The 18,193-nt window shown below is 73.5% G+C and carries 16 protein-coding genes; 6 read left to right on the forward strand and 10 right to left on the reverse strand.

The window, feature by feature from the left end; translation table 11 throughout:
* The first annotated feature begins 172 nt into the window (after positions 1-172).
* Together J3473_RS19080 and J3473_RS19085 are read left to right on the forward strand one after the other, a co-directional pair.
* The gene (locus J3473_RS19080; protein ID WP_207025386.1) at positions 173-1,867 is read left to right on the forward strand and encodes an ABC-F family ATP-binding cassette domain-containing protein; all 1,695 of its coding nucleotides are present in this window, start codon (positions 173-175) and stop codon (positions 1,865-1,867) included.
* A gap of 140 nt (positions 1,868-2,007) precedes the next feature.
* Positions 2,008-5,160, forward strand: a complete 3,153-nt coding sequence (locus J3473_RS19085; protein WP_207025387.1) for an alpha-amylase family glycosyl hydrolase — start codon at positions 2,008-2,010, stop codon at positions 5,158-5,160.
* A gap of 106 nt (positions 5,161-5,266) precedes the next feature.
* Here J3473_RS19085 and J3473_RS19090 read toward each other — a convergent pair whose 3' ends face one another.
* From J3473_RS19090 to mftA, 8 genes are read right to left on the reverse strand one after another with little or no spacing between them, the layout of a single operon-like run.
* A complete protein-coding gene (locus tag J3473_RS19090) occupies positions 5,267-5,926 on the reverse strand; it encodes an LmeA family phospholipid-binding protein (RefSeq protein ID WP_207025388.1) in 660 nt (219 codons plus the stop codon).
* A gap of 4 nt (positions 5,927-5,930) precedes the next feature.
* Positions 5,931-7,121 (reverse strand): pre-mycofactocin synthase MftD, encoded by a 1,191-nt coding sequence (gene mftD / locus J3473_RS19095; RefSeq protein ID WP_207025389.1) that lies wholly within the window; start codon positions 7,119-7,121, stop codon positions 5,931-5,933.
* Positions 7,118-8,542: a mycofactocin biosynthesis glycosyltransferase MftF gene (mftF, locus tag J3473_RS19100; RefSeq protein ID WP_207025390.1), complete on the reverse strand. Its 1,425-nt coding sequence runs from the start codon at positions 8,540-8,542 to the stop codon at positions 7,118-7,120. The genes mftD and mftF overlap by 4 nt, the downstream gene beginning before the upstream one ends.
* Positions 8,535-9,305 carry a mycofactocin-coupled SDR family oxidoreductase gene (locus tag J3473_RS19105; RefSeq protein ID WP_207025391.1) on the reverse strand — a complete coding sequence of 257 codons (771 nt, stop codon included), beginning with the start codon at positions 9,303-9,305 and terminating at the stop codon, positions 8,535-8,537. The genes mftF and J3473_RS19105 overlap by 8 nt, the downstream gene beginning before the upstream one ends.
* On the reverse strand, positions 9,302-10,036 hold the full coding sequence (gene mftE / locus J3473_RS19110) for a mycofactocin biosynthesis peptidyl-dipeptidase MftE (RefSeq protein ID WP_242525973.1): 735 nt from the start codon (positions 10,034-10,036) through the stop codon (positions 9,302-9,304). The genes J3473_RS19105 and mftE overlap by 4 nt, the downstream gene beginning before the upstream one ends.
* A 5-nt stretch (positions 10,037-10,041) precedes the next feature.
* Positions 10,042-11,277, reverse strand: coding sequence for a mycofactocin radical SAM maturase (gene mftC, locus J3473_RS19115; protein ID WP_207025392.1), 1,236 nt, complete (start codon positions 11,275-11,277; stop codon positions 10,042-10,044).
* A complete protein-coding gene (gene mftB / locus J3473_RS19120; RefSeq protein WP_030529738.1) occupies positions 11,274-11,537 on the reverse strand; it encodes a mycofactocin biosynthesis chaperone MftB in 264 nt (87 codons plus the stop codon). Before mftB ends, mftC begins: the two co-directional genes overlap by 4 nt.
* Positions 11,538-11,547: 10 nt before the next feature.
* The gene (mftA, locus tag J3473_RS19125; protein WP_030529737.1) at positions 11,548-11,658 is read right to left on the reverse strand and encodes a mycofactocin precursor MftA; all 111 of its coding nucleotides are present in this window, start codon (positions 11,656-11,658) and stop codon (positions 11,548-11,550) included.
* A 237-nt stretch (positions 11,659-11,895) separates the two neighbouring features.
* Between mftA and mdo the strand changes: the two genes are divergently transcribed.
* The 4 genes from mdo to mftM all read left to right on the forward strand — a co-directional run bounded on the left by mdo (position 11,896) and on the right by mftM (position 16,929).
* Positions 11,896-13,188: an NDMA-dependent methanol dehydrogenase gene (gene mdo, locus J3473_RS19130; RefSeq protein WP_207025393.1), complete on the forward strand. Its 1,293-nt coding sequence runs from the start codon at positions 11,896-11,898 to the stop codon at positions 13,186-13,188.
* A 106-nt stretch (positions 13,189-13,294) separates the two neighbouring features.
* A complete protein-coding gene (locus J3473_RS19135; RefSeq protein ID WP_207025394.1) occupies positions 13,295-14,482 on the forward strand; it encodes a MoxR family ATPase in 1,188 nt (395 codons plus the stop codon).
* Between the two features lie 9 nt (positions 14,483-14,491).
* A complete protein-coding gene (locus tag J3473_RS19140; protein ID WP_030529734.1) occupies positions 14,492-16,018 on the forward strand; it encodes a VWA domain-containing protein in 1,527 nt (508 codons plus the stop codon).
* On the forward strand, positions 16,015-16,929 hold the full coding sequence (mftM, locus tag J3473_RS19145) for a mycofactocin oligosaccharide methyltransferase MftM (protein WP_207025395.1): 915 nt from the start codon (positions 16,015-16,017) through the stop codon (positions 16,927-16,929). Before J3473_RS19140 ends, mftM begins: the two co-directional genes overlap by 4 nt.
* A gap of 17 nt (positions 16,930-16,946) precedes the next feature.
* On the opposite strand, the gene J3473_RS19150 is transcribed toward mftM, so the two are convergent.
* Together J3473_RS19150 and J3473_RS19155 are read right to left on the reverse strand one after the other, a co-directional pair.
* Positions 16,947-17,438: an AAA family ATPase gene (locus tag J3473_RS19150; RefSeq protein WP_306790200.1), complete on the reverse strand. Its 492-nt coding sequence runs from the start codon at positions 17,436-17,438 to the stop codon at positions 16,947-16,949.
* 131 nt (positions 17,439-17,569) lie between these two features.
* A partial coding sequence (locus J3473_RS19155; protein WP_207025397.1) for an HNH endonuclease signature motif containing protein occupies positions 17,570-18,193 on the reverse strand: 624 nt, incomplete at its 5' end.

Below are 18,193 nucleotides of genomic sequence, written 5' to 3' on the forward strand. Positions count from 1 at the left end.
GCGCCGATGGTACTGCACTGGTGACGGTGTGGGAGAGTAGGACGCAGCCGGACAACCATTCCAGAAAGGGCCCACCAGCGATGGTGGGCCCTTTCTCGGTTTCCGGGGGTGGGCCGCCGCGGTGGCCGGAAAAGCGGGTGCCCTCGCGGGCCGCACTTGGGAGCATGGGGGTGTGGGACACCTCGACATCGCCGGCGTCGGCTACGCCCTCCCGGACGGACGACCCCTCCTGCGGGAGGTCAGCCTGCGGGTGGGGGAGGGCGCCAAGGTCGCGCTCGTCGGGCCCAACGGCACCGGCAAGACGACGCTGCTGCGCATCCTCGCCGGGGACCTCGTCGCACAGGACGGTGTAGTCACCCGCAGCGGGGGCCTCGGGGTGATGCGGCAGTTCATCGGCAAGGTCCGCGACGGCTCGAGCGTCAAGGACCTCCTCGTCTCGGTGGCTCCGGACGCCATCCGCGCCGCGGCCGCCGAGGTGGAACGCACGGAGCTCGCGATGATGGAGCGCGAGAGCGAGCAGGACCAGCTCGACTACGCCCAGGCCCTCGTCGACTGGGGCGACGCCGGCGGCTACGAGTGGGAGACGCTCTGGGACGTCTGCACCGTCGCGGCGCTCGGGGTTCCCTACGAGCGGGCCCAGTGGCGGCCGGTCTCGACCCTCTCCGGCGGGGAGCAGAAGCGCCTCGTCCTCGAGGCCCTGCTCCGCGGCCCGGAGGAGGTCCTCGTCCTCGACGAGCCGGACAACTACCTCGACGTGCCGGCCAAGCGCTGGCTCGAGGAGCAGCTCGTCGCCTCCCCGAAGACCGTCCTGTTCGTCAGCCACGACCGCGAGCTGCTCGACCGGGTCGCGACCCGCATCGTCACCCTCGAGCAGGGCCGCGGCGGCAACACCGCCTGGGTGCACCCCGGGCGGTTCGGGACCTACGACGTCGCCCGCGAGGAGCGCAACGCCCGGCTCGACGAGCTGCGGCGTCGGTGGGACGAGGAGCACGCGAAGCTCAAGGCCCTCGTCGTCATGTACCGGCAGAAGGCCGCCTACAACTCCGACATGGCCGCGCGCCTCCAGGCCGCCGAGACCCGTCTGCGCCGGTTCGAGGAGGCCGGTCCGCCCGAGGCCGTCCCCCTGCGCCAGAAGGTGTCGATGCGCCTGACCGGTGGCCGCACCGCGAAGCGGGCCGTCGTCGCGACGGGGCTCGAGCTGCGGGTCGGCGGTGAGCGGCTCGTCGAGCCCTTCGACACCGAGCTCTGGTTCGGGGAGCGGGTGGGTGTGCTCGGGAGCAACGGCTCCGGCAAGTCGCACTTCCTGCGCCTGCTGGCGGCGGGCGGCACCGACCCCGAGCGCGAGCACGAGCCCGTCGGGGACATCCGGCCGGCGCCCGTCGAGCACGCCGGCCGCGTCGTCCTCGGCAGCCGGGTGCGACCCGGCTGGTTCGCGCAGACCCACGACCACGTGACGCTCCACGGGCGCACGCTGCTGGAGATCCTCCACCGAGGTGACGAGCACCGGGCGGGGATGCCCCGGGACCTCGCCGCCCGCGCGCTCGACCGCTACGGGCTCGCCGCCGCGGCCGAGCAGACCTTCGACGCTCTCTCGGGTGGCCAGCAGGCGCGCCTGCAGATCCTCCTCCTCGAGCTGTCCGGCGCGACGTTGCTCCTGCTCGACGAGCCGACGGACAACCTCGACCTGCACTCCGCCGAGGCGCTCGAGGACGCCTTGGCGGCCTTCGAGGGCACCGTGGTCGTCGTGACGCACGACCGCTGGTTCGCCCGCGGCCTCGACCGGTTCCTCGTCTTCCGCCAGGACGGTCGTGTCGTCGAGGCCGGCGAGCCGGTCTGGGACGAGGGCCGGGTACAGCGGCAGCGCTGAGGCGGGAGCCCTCGGGGCGAAGGGTAAAGACTTGGTCAGGACGGTCCCGCCCCCTTCATGTAAAGCGTTTACGCATCTAGGTTCACTGGTCGGAGAGCCCGCGCCGGACGGGACCACCGTCCGCCACCCGAGGAGCAACGATGCCCCGAGCCCATCGCCGCCTGTCCACCGTCGTCGCGACGGCCCTGGTCCTGGGGACACCAGGCCTCCTGGCCGCCGTCCCGGCCTCCGCCGCCGACCGCTCCGTCGCCCTCGTCGGCGACCTGCAGAGCGAGCTCGGCTGCGCGGAGGACTGGGCGCCCGCCTGCGACGCCACCGAGCTGACCCGGGAGGGGAGCACCGACCTCTGGAGCGCCACCTTCCGCGTGCCGGCCGGCACCTACCAGTGGAAGGTCGCCGTCGACGACGGCTGGGACGAGAACTACGGCGCCGGCGGGGTGAGCAACGGACCCAACGTGCCGCTCGTCCTCGAGGGCGACGCCCGCCTCCGCTTCACCTACGACGACGCCACCCACGCGATCTCGATGACCCCCGTCGACCTCGCGGGCACCGCGACCCGCGAGGACCGGCGCCGGGCCGGCGACTCGCTGCGCTCGAGCCTGACGCGCGAGCGGTTCTACTTCGTCATGGCGGACCGTTTCGCCAACGGCTCGACCCGCAACGACCGCGGTGGCCTGACCGGTGGCCCGCTGACCACCGGTTTCGACCCGACGAGCAAGGGCTTCTACCACGGTGGCGACCTCAAGGGCCTGACCCAGAAGCTCGACTACATCAAGGGCATGGGCACGACGGCGATCTGGCTGACGCCGAGCTTCACGAACAAGCCGGTCCAGGGCAAGCCCGGCGAGGAGAGCGCCGGCTACCACGGCTACTGGATCACCGACTTCACGAAGATCGACCCGCACCTCGGCACCAACGCCGAGATGAAGAAGCTCATCGACGCGGCGCACAAGAAGGGGATGAAGGTCTTCTTCGACATCATCACCAACCACACCGCCGACGTCATCGACTACCGCGAGGGCCAGTACACCTACCGCACGAAGAAGGCCTTCCCGTACAAGACCGCGGACGGGACCGCCTTCGACGACCGCGAGTACGTCAACCAGGCCTTCCCGACGCTTGACCCGCAGGTCTCCTTCCCGTACACCCCGTTCCTGCACCCGGGTGACGAGAAGGCCAAGACCCCGGCGTGGCTCAACGACGTGACGATGTACCACAACCGCGGCGACTCGACCTTCGCCGGCGAGTCCTCGACCTACGGCGACTTCATCGGCCTGGACGACCTGTTCACCGAGCGACCCGAGGTCGTCGACGGGATGGGCGACATCTACAAGCAGTGGGTCGACTTCGGCATCGACGGCTTCCGCATCGACACCGTCAAGCACGTGAACCTCGAGTTCTGGCAGAAGTTCATCCCGGACATCCTCGGTGAGGCCCAGCGCATCCGGAACAAGGACTTCTTCGCCTTCGGCGAGGTCTACGACGGCAACCCCGCCGTGATGTCCGAGTACACGACCGCCGGCAAGCTGCAGGCGACGCTCGACTTCGGCTTCCAGCAGCAGGGCGTCGACTTCGCCAAGGGCAACCCGGCGAACGTCCTCGCCGACTTCTTCGCCAAGGACGACTACTACACCGACGCCGACAGCAACGCCTACCAGCTGCCGACCTTCCTCGGGAACCACGACATGGGCCGCGTCGCCATGTTCCTCAAGGGCGCGGCGAAGGACGACGCGGAGCTGCTGAAGCGCGTCCTGTTCGCCGACTCGCTCATGTACACGATGCGCGGCAACCCGGTCACCTACTACGGCGACGAGCAGGGCTTCATCGGGACCGGCGGTGACCAGCTGGCGCGCCAGGACATGTTCGCGAGCAAGACGCAGGTCTACAACGACGAGGCCGTCCTCGCCGGGAAGCCCGGCTCGCGCGACCGCTACTCGACGAAGCACCCCATCTACCGCCACCTCTCCGACCTCGCCCGCCTGCGGGCCAAGCACCCGGTCCTCGCCGACGGCGCGCAGGTGCAGCGCTACGCCGACGAGGGCGCCGGCCTCTTCGCGGTCTCGCGCGTCGGGTCGGGCGACGGGCGGGACGACCACGGGAAGCGCGACGACAAGCGGCACGACGACAAGCGGCACGGCGACAAGGCGCCGCGCGAGTACCTCGTCGTCGCCAACAACGGCACGACCGCCAAGTCGGCGACGTTCGACACCTGGACCAGCCGCAGCCGCTTCCAGCCGCTGTACGGCACGAAGAGCACGCTGCGCACGAGCACCGACGGCTCGGTCACGGTGACCGTCCCGCCGCTCACCGTCGCCGTGTGGCGGGCCTCGTCCCCGGTCGACACCCGGGTCGCCGCCCCGAAGGTCACGGTCGGTCTCGACGGGACCGGCGTCAGCGGGCGCACCGAGGTCGCCGCTGACGTGGAGTCCGGCACCTTCAGCCAGGTGACGTTCTCGTACCGGCCCGTCGGCACCCGCGACTGGACGCTCCTCGGGACCGACGACAACGCGCCGTTCCGCGTCTTCCACGACGTCAGCGCGATGTCCGTCGGCACCCCGCTCGAGTACCGCGCCGTCGTCAAGGACGCGGCCGGTCGCGTGGCGGCCGACAGCGGGTGGGCCGTGACGGCGCAGCCGCCGTCGGCGACGGTGCCGCAGAACGGCGACCGTCCCGCGACCCAGCCGGGCACCGTGGCCTTCGCCGGCACGCTCAACAGCGAGATGGGCTGTGTGGCGGACTGGCTGCCCGACTGCGACCAGGCGCAGGCGAGCCTCGACACCACGGACGGGATCTGGAAGAAGACGGTCGACCTGCCCGTCGGTCCGTACTCGTACAAGGCCGCGCTCGACAAGGCGTGGACCGAGAACTACGGCGCCGGTGGCGTCCGCGACGGGGCGAACATCGACGTCGAGACGACGGACGGGAAGGTCACGTTCTACTACGACCCGGCGACGCACTGGGCGACGTCCGACGAGCAGGGTCCGATCGTCGTGGCCGGTGGCTCGTTCCAGTCCGAGCTCGGCTGCGCCGGGGACTGGGCGGCCGACTGCCTGCGGCCCTGGCTCCAGGACCCGGACGGGGACGGCGTGTACGCGCTGACGCTCACCGGGATCCCCGCCGGGACCTACGAGTTCAAGATCGCGCACGACCTCTCGTGGGACACCAACTACGGTGACGGCGGCGTGCCGGGCGGCCCGAACATGTCGCTCACCGTGCCGGTCGACGGCGCCCGGACGACGTTCCTCTACGACGTCCGCACGCACGAGACGACGGTGACCTCCGAGGCGCCCTGACCGGGCGCGTCAGCCGGGACCGACGACGACGGGTCCGCCACCTCCCGCGCGGGAGGCGGCGGACCCGTCCGCGCGCGGAGGGTGCGGGCCCGGGGTGGCCGCCCGGTCAGCGCCCGAGCGCGACGTCGCGGCCGTCCAGCCGGACGGCGAACCCGGCGCCGCCGACCCCGACCTCCCGCAGGACCATCCCGTCGGGCAGGCCGGCCACCGGCGTCCGGATCGTCACGAGGCGGCGCGCCGCCGCTCCGAGGGCCGCGTCCACGGGGCCGGGGGCGCCGACGTCGACGGTCTCGGGCTCGAGGACGAGCAGCCCGCCCTCGGCGCGCACGGCGCCGGTGGCGCGCACCAGCAGGTCGCGGCCGAGGACCGTGACCTGCCGCTCGACCCCGGCCCGCCCGCCGCCGGCGGCGTACAGCCGGGTCCCGTCGCCCACCTGGTCGGCGACGGTCTCGAACGGCACGGTGGCCCGCACCGCGAGCGTCGCGGCCCGCAGCCCGTCGGGGCCGAACCGCACACCGGTGCCGGTGGCGTCGACGTCGACGAGGTCGCCCTCCGCCGCGACGACCTCGCGGCTGTCGAGCTGCACCGCCCCGAGCCAGGTCTCGTCGGGGCCGAGGTCGCCCGGGGGCGGCACCCGGACCCCCGACGGAGGCGGGGAAGGCAGGGCGACCGGGGTGGCCCCCGAGCCGAGCGAGCGCCCGAGGACGAGCACACCGAGGGCGAGCACGACGAGGGTCGTCAGGACACCGAGGAGGAACTGCTTCACCCGGTCAGCGTGGCACCTCGGTGGCGCCGAGCGTGCGGGTGAACCCCTCCGGGACGAGGATGTCGTCGCGGCTCAGCTCCTGGACGGAGCTGCGGCCGAGCCCGAGCAGGGCGGAGGAGACCCCGCCCGAGAGGATGTCGAGGACGTTCTCGACCCCGGCCTGCCCGTTCGCGGCGAGGCCCCACAGGTAGGCGCGCCCGATCATCACGGCCTTCGCGCCGAGGGCCAGGGCCTTGACGACGTCGCCGCCGCGCCGGATGCCGGAGTCGAAGACGACCTCGACCTGGTCGCCGACCGCGTCGGCGATGCCGGGGAGCATCCGGATCGCGCCCGGGATGCCGTCGAGGTTGTTGCCGCCGTGCGTCGAGACCGAGATGGCCGTGGCCCCGGCGTCGACGGCGCGCCGGGCGTCGTCGACCCGGCAGATGCCCTTGACCATGAAGGGGCCGCCCCACGTCTCGCGCAGCCACGAGATGTCCTCCCACGAGGGCGGCGGCGTCGTCATCCACTCGCCGTAGGCGCCGAAGAACGTCGGCCCCTTCTGCCCGCGGGGCGCCATGTTCGGGGTCGTCAGGTCGGGCAGGGCGCCGGAGCGGACGAAGTCGAGCAGCCAGCGCGGCTTGCGGACGACCTCGGGGGCGAAGGACAGCATGGCCCTCGGGGTGAGCGCCTCGGGGATGGTGGGGCTGCCCCAGTCGCGGCCGTGCGAGAAGGTCCAGTCCAGGGTCGCGATGACACCCTTGGCGCCGGCCGAGCGAGCCCGCTCGAGCCGCTCGGTCATCGTGTCGCGGCCGCCCGACCAGTAGATCTGGAACAGCGTGCGGTCGTTGGCGGCGACGACCTCCTCGATCGGGCTCGAGCCGAAGGAGCTGAGGCCGACCGCGGTGCCGCGCGCCGCGGCCGCCCGGGCGACGGCGACCTCGCCCTCCGGGTGGACGGCCTGGACCCCGGTGGGGGAGATGATGACCGGCAGCGCGAGGTCCATCCCCATGACGTGGGTGCCGAGGGACCGCTCGGCGCTGCCCCCCGCGATGTGCGGGGCGAAGCCGAGCTCGGAGAAGGCGGCGATGTTGTCCTCGTAGGTGAGGCCGCGCTCGGACCCGGCGAGCAGGGCCTTGTAGACCGAGCGCGGCAGGCGCTTCTCGGCGCGCCGCTGGGCCTCGGCGACGGTCTCGAACCATCCGTTGCTGCTCATGACTGTGACCTCTCGGAGGGGATGGGAGTGCGGGCCGGCCGGTGCCGGAGGACGGGGAGGAGGGCTCGGGGGGAGCGTGCGCGCAGGCAGCCGGCCCACAGGCCCGCGCCGTAGGCGAGGTCCTCGGCGCGGCGGAGCGCGGTGTAGCGCGCGACGTCGAGGTCGGGGCGCACCCGACGGTGGTCGAGCACGCCGTCGACGACGGCCGCGGCCAGGGCCACGCGGCGGGTGCGCCGCGAGAAGGGCAGGAGGGCCGCGGTCAGCGGCCAGTGGTGGCGCACGACGAGGGCGGTGGTCTGGGTGAGCGTGGCGTGCAGGGCGACCCCGAGCACCGCGACGGCGGCCCGGTGCGGGTGGTCGCTGCCCCGCAGGCGGCGGGCGAGCGTCACCTCGGCGACGGCGCTCGCGGCGAGGGCGACCGGGATGCTCCACCGCCGCTGCGCGAGGAGGGCGCCGGCGGCGACCGCCGACCAGGGCGCGAGGACCGCCGGAGAGACGGCCTCCCCGTGGCGGGCGGCGAGCAGCGCGGCCCCGGTGCCGTAGAAGGCCTTGCGCGACAGCCAGGCCCGTGTGGTCGTCCGGTGCTCGTGGCGGACGACGACGGACGGGTCGTAGCGGACGTCGTGGTCGCGGGCGACCCGCCACACGAGGTCGACGTCCTCCGCGACCTCGAGGGACTCGTCGAACCCGGCGCCGAGCGCGTCCCGCCGGGCGAGGAGCACGGCGCTCGGGACGTAGGACACCCGCCCGTGCGGGTGGACGCGGGCCGGTGACGCACCGAGGTCGAGCGAGGAGCGCGCGGCCTCGTAGCGCGCGAGGACCCCGCGGCCGTCGTCCAGCCCGAGGACCCGGGGGGCCACGAGAGCGACCCCCGGGTCCTCGAGATGGCGTCGGAGGGCGGCAAGAGACTGGACGTCGAGCACGACGTCGGAGTCGACGAAGGCGACGACGGGGCTCGTCGCGGTGCGCAGCCCCGTGTTGCGGGCGGCGGCGGGGCCCCGGCGCTCCGGGTGGCGGACGTAGCGGGCGGCGTGCCGGCGGCAGACCTCGACGATCGACGCCGGGTCGGTGGAGCCGTCGTCGACGACGACGACGGTGGTGCCCGGCAGGCCGCCGAGCAGCCGGTCGAGGGCGTCCGGGCGGTCGAGCACCGGGACGACGACCGTGACGTCGCCGCACGTCGCCGGGCGGCTGCCGTTCCACCACGGGTGGGCGAGACCGCGGTCCAGCAGCATCCGCGCGACCCTCGCCGAGGTCGGGTCCTCGACGGCGAGGACGCCGGCGTCGTCGATGCGGCGCAGGGCGGCGGGGCGCAGGTGGACGAGCCGGCCGGAGGATCCCCCGAAGAGCGTGCGGCCGTCGTCGCACCGGTGCGCGTCGTCGGCGAGCCGCACCCGGAACCCACGAGGGAGGTCAGCCACGGCCGAACCCCCCGTCGGCGTCGAGCACGGCGCCGTGCAGCACGGTACCGGCGCTGGAGGCGAGCTCGACGACGGCGGCGACCTCGTCGGGGTCGAGCGGGCGGCGCGCCGCCTGGTGCTCGGCGAGCGGCTGCGCGTCGTCCATCCCGTAGAGGCGGGCCGTGGCGGCGAGCATCGGGGAGTCCGTGGCCCCGGGGGCCACGCCGACGGCGGTGACACCGGTGCCGACGAGGTCCGCGGCGAGGGCCCGCACGACACCGGTGGCGGCGTGCTTGGCGACGACGTAGGCCGACAGCCCGTAGAGGCCGTGGGCCCCGGCGGCGGAGGTGAGGACGACGACCGTGGGCCGGGCCCCGGCGGGCCGGCGCAGGAGGTGGGGGACCGCTGCGCTCGCGAGGTTCCAGGCGGTGGCCGCGTCGGCGGCGAGCAGCCCGTCCCGGACGGCGATGTCGGTCTCCCACAACGGCGTCCCGCCGGCGATGGCCGAGGCACAGGCCACCGCGACGTCGAGGCCGTCGTGCTGCGCGGCGACGGCGTCGACGGCCGCGCGCGTGGCGTCGAGGTCGCGCAGGTCGACCTCCCGGCAGGGGATGCCGTCGTCGGTCAGGGCGGTGCGGTCCGACGAGGTCGCGTGCCGGTAGCCGAGGGTCTCCCCGTCGAAGGCGTCGAGGACGGTGACCGGTCCGGCGGCGCGCAGCCGGCGCGCGACCGCCGCGCCGATGCCCCGGCCACCCCCCGCGACCACCGCGACGCGGCCCGTCATCCCGGCACCCCCGCGGTCTCGGGCCGGACGAGGCGGCCGTGCTCGTCGACGTCGCCCGCGAGCACCTGGGCGGTGACCCGTGCGGCGAGGGCGGCGAGGTGCTCACGGCCCTCGGCGGCGCTCGCGCCGCGCGGGTCGCCGAGGACCCCGGTGGGGGTGACCGCCGCGACTCCGCCCGCGCGCAGCCGGGGGAGCAGCTCCGGCAGGGGGTCGAGGGCCCCTGCGACGGCCCGGTCGGGGCGCACCGACCTCGGGGCGACGGCGAGGGCCAGCGAGGTCTCGGCCCGCCCCGCGTGGGCGTCCCAACCGGGCTCGGCGCACGAGGTCCAGGCGACGTCGTGCCCCTCCCAGCGCAGCCGCCGGGTCGCGCTCGCGACGGCCTCGGCGTTGCCGCCGTGCCCGGTGACGAGGACGACGGGGCCACACCACCGCCGGACCGACCGGACGAGCTCGACGAGGACGAGGCGCAACGCCTCGGTGCCGATCGAGACCGTCCCCGCGAAGCCCTCGTGCTCGCCGCTCGCCCCGTACTCCAGCGTGGGGGCGACGACCACGCGCCGCTTCCCTCCGCGGTCCGCCAGCCGGAGCGCGACCTGCGCGCAGACGGCCCGCGCGACGAGCGAGTCGGTGGCCAGGCCCAGGTGCGCTCCGTGCTGCTCGCAGGCCCCGAGCGGCACGAGCACGGTCGCGCCGACGAGGTGCTCGCCGGTGGCGGCGGTCCCGAGGTCCACCGACGTCAGCCCGCGGGGAGCGCGTCCCGGGCCGGACCCAGCGGGCTCTCGTCGCACGGCGAGGCCGGGGGCCGACGGGCGATGGTCACCGGGACCGGTGCGTTGCGGACCGGGCCCCGGTGGCTGTGGTCCTGGCTCGGCGCGGGGCGCACCCCGTCGGCGACCGCGGCCAGGGAGGCCTCGGCGTTGCCCTTGACGCACTCCGGGTCCGGGCCGTCGAGCGGCAGGCCGGTGAAGAACTTGGCCGCCATGCACCCGCCGCGGCAGGCGTCGTACGCCGAGCAGCGGGTGCACGCCCCGCCGGTCTGGGGCGAGCGGAGGTCGGCGAAGAGCGGGGCGTCGCGCCACACGCTGCCGAACCCGGCGTCGCGGACGTTGCCGGCGAGGAAGCGGTCGTGGATCGCGAAGGGGCAGGCGTACACGTCGCCCACGGGGTCCACGAGGCAGACCACCCGTCCGGCGCCGCAGAGGTTGAGCCCGGGCAGGGCGTCGCCGAAGGCGGCGAGGTGGAAGAACGAGTCGCCGGTGAGGACGCCGTCGCCGTGGGCGACGAGCCAGTCGTAGAGGACGCGCTGCTGCTCGGCGAGCGGGTGCAGGTCGTTCCAGACGTCGGCCCCGCGTCCGGCCGGCCGCAGGCGGGTCAGCCGCAGGACGGCGCCGTGCTCGTCCGCGATCTCCTTGAAGCGGTCGAGCTGCGGGATGTTCTCGCGGGTGCAGACGACCGACAGCTTCGTGTCGGTCATCCCGGCGTCGCGCAGGTTGCGCAGCGCGCGCAGCGCCGCGTCGTAGGTGCCGGCGCCGCGGACGGCGTCGTTGACCTCGGGCGTGGCGCCGTCGAGTGACACCTGCACGTCGACGTAGTCGGTGGCCGCGAGGCGCTCGGCGCGCTCGGGGGTGATGCGGAAACCGTTGGTGGAGAACTTGACCCCGACGTCGTGGGCCACGGCGTGGTCGACGATCTCCCAGAAGTCGGGGCGCACGGTCGGCTCGCCGCCGCCGATGTTGACGTAGAAGACCTTCATCCGCTGGAACTCCTCGACGAGCGAGAAGCACTCCTGCGTCGTCAGCTCGCGCGGGTCGCGGCGGCCCGACGACGAGAGGCAGTGGACGCAGGCGAGGTTGCAGGCGTAGGTCAGCTCCCAGGTGAGGCAGATGGGGGCGTCGAGGCCGTGCTCGAAGTGCTCGACGAGCCGGGTCCCGGGGGCGGGGGTCGTGGCGGGGCGCTCGGGGGCGAGGGTCATCCGGTCCTCCTGGTGATCATCCGCTGGTCGGCCAGGCGGCGCAGCGCCGCGTCGAAGCCGGGGCGGTCGGCGGCGGGGACGCCGGCGCGGTCGAGGGCGTCGGCCACGGTGGGGGCGGCCTGCAGCCCCTCCACGACGGCGACGAGCCGCGGGTCCTTGAGGAAGGTGAGCCGGCGGCTGGTGAAGTCGTAGAGCAGGGCGCCGAACGGCTCGGGGCGGATCGCCACCGAGCCGTTCAGCTCCCAGGACTGCTCGAGCACGTCGCCGGCCTCAGTAGACGCCGCACATGCCGTCGATGGACACGTCCTCGACGAGGGTGTCGGCGAGCAGCTCGTCGCGCTCGTCCTCCGTGGTCTCCTGTGCCATCTCCTCGGGGGTCATGGCGACTCCTCTCCAGCATCGTCGGTGGTCACGACCCGCGGCACGGGACGTGCCCACCACGCTAGGAACGCGCCGTCGGGGCGCCCACCCCTCGCCCGGTCGGTGCCCTCCTGCCGGACCGGGTAGGGGGGTCCCGGGCAGGGCGGGCGGTTTCCGCGACCTCGTCTATGCACGCCGTCGCCACGCTCCTAGCGTCGAGGCCGCTGACCCCCAGTGCCTCAACGAGGAGGATGTCCGATGCAGGTCGACGAGCTGCTCAAACCGTTCCCCATCAAGGAGTTCCACCCCTTCCCGCGGGCCCTCATGGGTCCCGGGGCGCACGAGATGATCGGTCCGGAGGCCCTCAAGCTGGGTTTCCGCAAGACCCTCGTGATGACGTCGGGCCTGCGCGGCACGAACGTCGTCCACAAGATCGTGGAGTCGATGAAGTACCACGGCCTCGAGGTCGTCGTGTACGACAAGGTCGAGTCCAACCCCAAGGACTACAACGTCATGGACGCGGTCTCGCTCTACCAGGACAACGAGTGCGACTCGTTCGTGTCCATCGGTGGCGGCAGCTCGCACGACGCCTGCAAGGGGGCGCGCATCGCGGTCGCCCACGACGGCCGCAACGTCAACGAGTTCGAGGGCTTCAACAAGTCCGAGAACCCGAAGAACCCGCCGCACATCGCGGTGTCGACGACGGCCGGCACCGGCTCGGAGACGTCGTGGGCGTACGTCATCACCGACACGACGACCGACCCGGACAACCCCCACAAGTACGTCGCCTTCGACGACGCGTCGGTGACGACGCTGGCCATCGACGACCCGGTGCTCTACTACGACTGCCCGGTCGACTACACGGCGCAGTGCGGGTTCGACGTCCTCGCCCACGCGAGCGAGCCCTACGTCTCGCGGCTCAACTTCGAGCCCTCGCTCGGCAACGCGCTGCGGGCCATCAAGCTGACCGCCGAGAACCTGCGCCAGGCCGTCTGGAACGGGCAGGACCTCGCCGGCCGCCAGGGGATGATGTACGCGCAGTACATCGCCGCGCAGGCGTTCAACTCCGGCGGGCTCGGCATCATCCACTCGATCAGCCACGCCGTGTCGGCGTTCTACGACACCCACCACGGGCTGAACAACGCGATCGCGCTGCCGCGGGTCTGGGCCTTCAACATGCCGACCCAGTACAAGCGGTTCGCGGAGATGGCCGAGGCGATGGGCGTCGACACCTACGGGATGACCGACGTGCAGGCCGCGGACGCCGCGCTCGAGGCGGCCATCCGCCTCCTGCGCGACGTGGGCATCACCGAGAAGTTCACCGACGTCACGGCCGACAGCTACTCGAAGAACCGTCTCGGACAGGGTCCGACGAAGTTCTACGAGAACGCGAAGGTCATCACCGGTGACGACGCGGACGTCGACCGCATCACCAACCACGTCCTCGGTGACGCCTGCACCCCGGGCAACGCCAAGGAGTGCACCTTCGAGACGGTGCGCCCGGTCGTCGACCACTGCATGAACGGCGACCTGGACGACCTCATCTCGTGACCCACGCCCCGGCGCCACCCGACCGCGCTCGCTGCGGACGGGTGGCGCCGGCCCCACGGCACGACCCGGCACGGCCCACCACCGACGACGTTGGAGGACACCACCCGTGAGCACCGACCCCGCCCCCACCCCGACGACCTTCGCGAGCGTCGAGGACGCGCGCGAGCGGCTCCGCGACGTCGGCTACCTCACCGACGACCGGCTGGCGACGACCGCCTTCCTCCAGTCGGCGCTGGGCAAGCCGCTGCTGCTCGAGGGGCCGGCGGGAGTCGGCAAGACCCAGCTGGCGCAGAGCGTGGCCGCCGCGACCGGACGGCGGCTGCTGCGCCTGCAGTGCTACGAGGGGCAGGACGAGACCAAGGCCCTCTACGAGTGGGACTACGGCAAGCAGCTGCTCTACACGCAGATGCTCCGCGACAAGATCGGGCAGGTCGTCGAGGACGCCCCCGACATCTCCGCGGCGGTGGACCGGATCGCGGCCCAGGACAGCGTGTTCTTCTCCGAGCGCTTCCTCGTGGCGCGCCCGCTGCTCGAGGCGATCACGTCGCCGGACCCGGTCGTCCTCCTCATCGACGAGGTGGACCGGGCCGACGAGGCGCTCGAGGCGGTCTTCCTCGAGCTGCTCGCCGAGTTCCAGGTCTCGGTGCCCGAGGTCGGCACGTTCGTCGCCGAGCAGACGCCCATCGTCGTCCTCACCTCGAACAACACCCGTGACCTCTCGGCGGCCCTCAAGCGGCGCTGCCTCCACCTGTTCCTCGACTACCCCAGCGCCGAGCGCGAGCTCGAGATCATCCGCTCCAAGGACACCGGGCTCGCGGACGCGCTCGCCGAGCAGCTCGTCGGGGTCGTGCGCGGCCTGCGCGAGCTGGAGCTGCGCAAGGCACCGAGCATCTCGGAGACGATCGACTGGGCCCGCACCCTCGCCGTCCTCGGGGTGACCGAGCTGTCGGCGCCGGTGCTCGCCGAGACCCTCAACGTCGTGACGAAGTACGAGCGCGACCTCGGGCTCGCGACCCGCGAGCTGCCGCGGCTCGTCGACCCGAACCAGACCGTGCCGGCCGATCGCGGTCACGGCCACGGGCACGGGCACGGTCACGGTCATTCACACGACGACCCCGGGGGCGCCGACGGACCCGACGGCCGCGAGGTGCGGGCCGGCAAGGACCAGCCCGGCCGGCACGACGAGGCGTACTACGGCTCGCCGAGCGCCGCTCCCGCCGAGCCGCGCAAGGTCTCGAGCAGCCAGGGCCAGCGCTCGTTCCGCACCGGCGGCGCCCGGCGGCGACCGGTCTAGCGGGGCGTCGTGGAGAGCTCGCTGCACCGGTTCATCCGCTTCCTGCGCCTGCACGGGATGCGGGTGAGCGTCGCGGAGGCGGTCGACGCGCTCGAGGCGGCGGCGCAGCCGGGCATCATGGCCGACCGCGAGGTGCTGCGCTCGGCGCTGCGGGTGACCCTCGTCAAGGACCGACGCGACCTCGAGGTGTTCGACGCCGTCTTCGACCGGTTCTTCCGGCTGCGGGCCGTCGTCACCGAGGCCGAGGGGCACGGGCACGCGCACGACGACCTGTCCGACGAGGGCGAGCTGACCGGGCTGACCATCTCGGACGAGCTCTCCGACACCCCGCAGCAGGGGCACAGCCACGGTGCGCCGCAGGACATCCGGGAGTTCTTCCGGCCCGAGGACCTCGCACAGCAGTACAACCTCCACCAGGAGGCGAACAAGATCGACATGGCGTCGATGACCGACGAGGTCGTGCTGTCCAAGGACGGCGTGACGCCGCAGGGCGAGGCCGCGCGCGTGCAGGTCTCGACCTCCCGGCTGCACAACCCGGGAACCCCCGGGCGGTTGACGCAGGCGCGCGGTGCCGAGCTCGACGTCGAGCTGACCGTCGCCGAGGAGCTGGCCCTGCTCAGCTGGCTCGGCGAGCCGGACGACGAGCTCGAGGCGCTGCTCGACGACCCCGACGTCGCGCGGCTGCGCGAGCAGCTGGCACCCCTGCTCGCGTCGCTGCCGGAACGGATCAAGCAGCACCTCGAGCACCTCATGGCGACGCAGGCCGAGGTCGAGGAGCGCGAGCTCGACGTGGCGCGGGCCGAGGTCCTCGCGGAGTCGGACCGGCTCGCCTTCGAGGAGGCCGTGCGCCGGCTGCTGCGCGCGCTGCGGGGGGCGCCCCGGCCCCGGCGGCACGTCGCGGGGCGCGGGGTCATCGACAGCCGGCGGACGATGCGCTCGAACATGCGCTACGACGGCGTCCCCTTCCGGCCGGTGCTCGTGAGCAAGCGGGAGGACCGGCCCCAGCTGCTCGTCCTGTGCGACGTCTCGCTGTCGGTGCGCGCGGCGTCGGGGTTCGCGCTGCATCTCGTCCACGGGCTGCAGTCGGTGGCGTCGAAGGTCCGCTCGTTCGCGTTCGTCGACGAGGTCGCCGAGATCACCGACCTCTTCGACGACCACCACGTCCAGCAGGCGCTCGCGATGGTGATGGCCGGTCGCGCGGACGGCGGGGTCGTCGACGTCGACGCGGACAGCGACTACGGCAGCGTGCTGCGCCAGTTCCTCGACGAGTACGGCTCGGCCATCACCCGGCGCACGACCGTCGTCGTCATCGGCGACGGGCGCGGAAACGGCAAGGACCCCGCGGTCGGCGCGTTCGAGGAGATCGCCCGCCGGGCGCGGCACGTGGTGTGGCTGACCCCCGAGCCGCGCTACTCGTGGGCGCTCGGCCGGTGCGACCTGCCGCTGTACGAGCCGTCGTGCGACCACATCGAGGTCGTGCGCAACCTCGGTGCGCTGGAGTCGTTCTCGCACCGGATGGCGGAGGTGCTGGTGTGACCGTCGCACCCATCGACGCCCTCGCCCCGGTGGTGGGGTCCTGCTACCGCGACGGGGTGGTGACGGTGCGCCGGCGTCGTCCGGACAGCCGGATGCGGCTGGGCGCAGTGCGCACGCCGCACTTCGACCTCGTCCACGACGGGACGGACCTCGTGGTCGAGCACGGGCTCGGCCTGGGCGAGGTCGACGACGACCTCGCCGGGCTGCTCTCGGACGAGCTCTTCGAGCCGGGTTGGCTGCGGGGGGCCGAGCTCTTCGAGCGGGTGTTCACCGGTGTCGTGCTGACGTGCGCCGACGAGCCCGAGGTGGCGTGGGAGGCGTTCTACGCCAACACCCTCGCGGCGGTCGGGGCGGCGGCCCGGGCCGAGCCCCGACCGGACTCGAACGCCGCGCCGGCCGGGCACGGCTGCATCCGTGACTACGCCCCGGTCTACGCGCGGGCCGAGTCCCTGGTGAGCGGGCGGTCCGTGCTCGAGCTGGGGAGCTGCTTCGGCTTCCTCGCGCTGCGCGTGGCGGCCGACGGGCGGGCGGTGACCGCGTCGGACGTCTCGGGCGGCACGATGCGGCTGCTCGGTGCGATGGCGCCCCGCTTCGGGGTCGACGTCGCGACGCTGACCTGCGACGCGGCCCACGTCCCACTGCCCGACGACAGCGCCGACACGGTTCTCGCGGTCCACCTGCTCGAGCACCTCGAGCCGGACCACGCGGCCCAGGTGCTGCGCGAGGCGTGCCGGTTGGCCCGGTCGCGGGTGGTCGTCGGGGTCCCGCTCGAGGACTCGCCGAGCGAGCAGTACGGGCACCTGTGGGCCGTCTCGTTGCGGGTGCTGCGGGAGTGGGGTGCGGCCGCAGAGGGGTGGCGCGCCGAGGTCACCGAGCACCACGGAGGATGGCTCGTCCTCGACCGCGGGTGAGGTGTACGGGCTCTCCGTCAGGGAGATGCGTCCGGGCCGGTCGCCGCCGTGTCGCTCGGTGACAGGTCGGGGAGGGTCGGCCAGCGCTCGCTCGCCCAGCCGTGCCAGGTCGCGTGCCCGTCGGGCGGGGCGGGCAGCGGGCCGCCGGCGAGCTCGTCGTCGTCGGGGAGCCGGACCGCCGCGAGGAAGCGGTCGTGGTCGGCCTCGGTCATCTCGAACGTCGTCTCGGGGTGGTCGAGCCAGCGCTGCCGCGCCCGTCGTCGCCGCTCCTCCTCGCTCGCCCGGACGACCTCGAGGACGAACCGCCCACCGGCCGACTCGGCGATCGCGCGGATGGCGTAGCGCTCCTCGGGCGACCAGCAGCCGAAGTCGAGCACCACCCCGGCGCCGCTGCGCAGCACCTCGTGAGCGGCCCACACCATCCGGCCCTCGAGGACATCACGCCGACCGTCGGCGTCGCTGTCGCCGAAGAGGGGCGCCATCCACTCGTCGGGGGTCAGCCGGAGGATGCGGCGACGGAGGCGAGCGCCTTGGCCCGCGTCGTCTTCCCACGCCCGGCAGGCCGACGGTGAGGAACAGGGTCGGCGGCTCGGTCACGTCACCCACTGTGCGGTGCCTCATCCGGTCCGGGCAACCGGGTTCAGGCTGCCGTGCCGGTCAGGTCGTCGGGTGGGTGGCGAAGGGCGTGGAGGGCGCGGTCGTAGGAGCCGGGGGTGAGGTCCCAGGTGACGTGGTGGCCGTGGTCGTCTGGGTGTGCTCGGACGATGGCCCAGAGGCGTCGAAGGTGGACGTGGGTGTGGTGGCGGGGGCACAGGAGGGCGGTGTTGGCTACGTCGGTGGGTCCGCCGTCGGCCCAGTGCAGGACGTGGTGGGCGCGGGTCCAGGCGGCGGGGGCGGTGCAGCCGGGGTAGGTGCAGCCGCGGTCGCGCAGGAGGAGGTGTCGGCGTTGGCCGCGGGTGTAGAGGCGCAGGATGCGGGTGAGGGTGAGGGGTTCGCCGCGGGCGCCGAGCAGGTGGATCAGGACGCCGGCGTCGCAGCCGAGGCGGCGGACGGTTGCGGGGGGCAGGAGGGTGCCGTCGGCGGTGGTGGCGAGCACGGTGCCGGCGCCCCGGGCTGTGCCGGCCAGGGCGGTGAGGGTGGTGCTCGCGCCGGTGGTGCTGGTGTCGTCGGTGGTGGTGAGGTCGGTCAGGGGGATGGTGAGGTGGAGGGTGGTGTCGGGGCCGCGGTCGGTGTCGTGGGTGCCGGTGTGCAGGGTGGTGGCGGT

Origin of the sequence: Phycicoccus sp. DTK01 (assembly GCF_017312765.1) — a bacterium.
GTDB classification, from domain to species: Bacteria; Actinomycetota; Actinomycetes; order Actinomycetales; family Dermatophilaceae; genus Phycicoccus; species Phycicoccus jejuensis.

Bases quoted from the DNA above. Each gene is read 5' to 3' on its own strand.
- J3473_RS19085 (WP_207025387.1), top strand. From the start codon at position 2,008: ATGCCCCGAGCCCATCGCCGCCTGTCCACCGTCGTCGCGACGGCCCTG.
- mftD (WP_207025389.1), bottom strand. From the start codon at position 7,121: ATGAGCAGCAACGGATGGTTCGAGACCGTCGCCGAGGCCCAGCGGCGC.
- mftA (WP_030529737.1), bottom strand. From the start codon at position 11,658: ATGACCCCCGAGGAGATGGCACAGGAGACCACGGAGGACGAGCGCGAC.
- mftC (WP_207025392.1), bottom strand. From the start codon at position 11,277: ATGACCCTCGCCCCCGAGCGCCCCGCCACGACCCCCGCCCCCGGGACC.
- J3473_RS19105 (WP_207025391.1), bottom strand. From the start codon at position 9,305: ATGACGGGCCGCGTCGCGGTGGTCGCGGGGGGTGGCCGGGGCATCGGC.
- mdo (WP_207025393.1), top strand. From the start codon at position 11,896: ATGCAGGTCGACGAGCTGCTCAAACCGTTCCCCATCAAGGAGTTCCAC.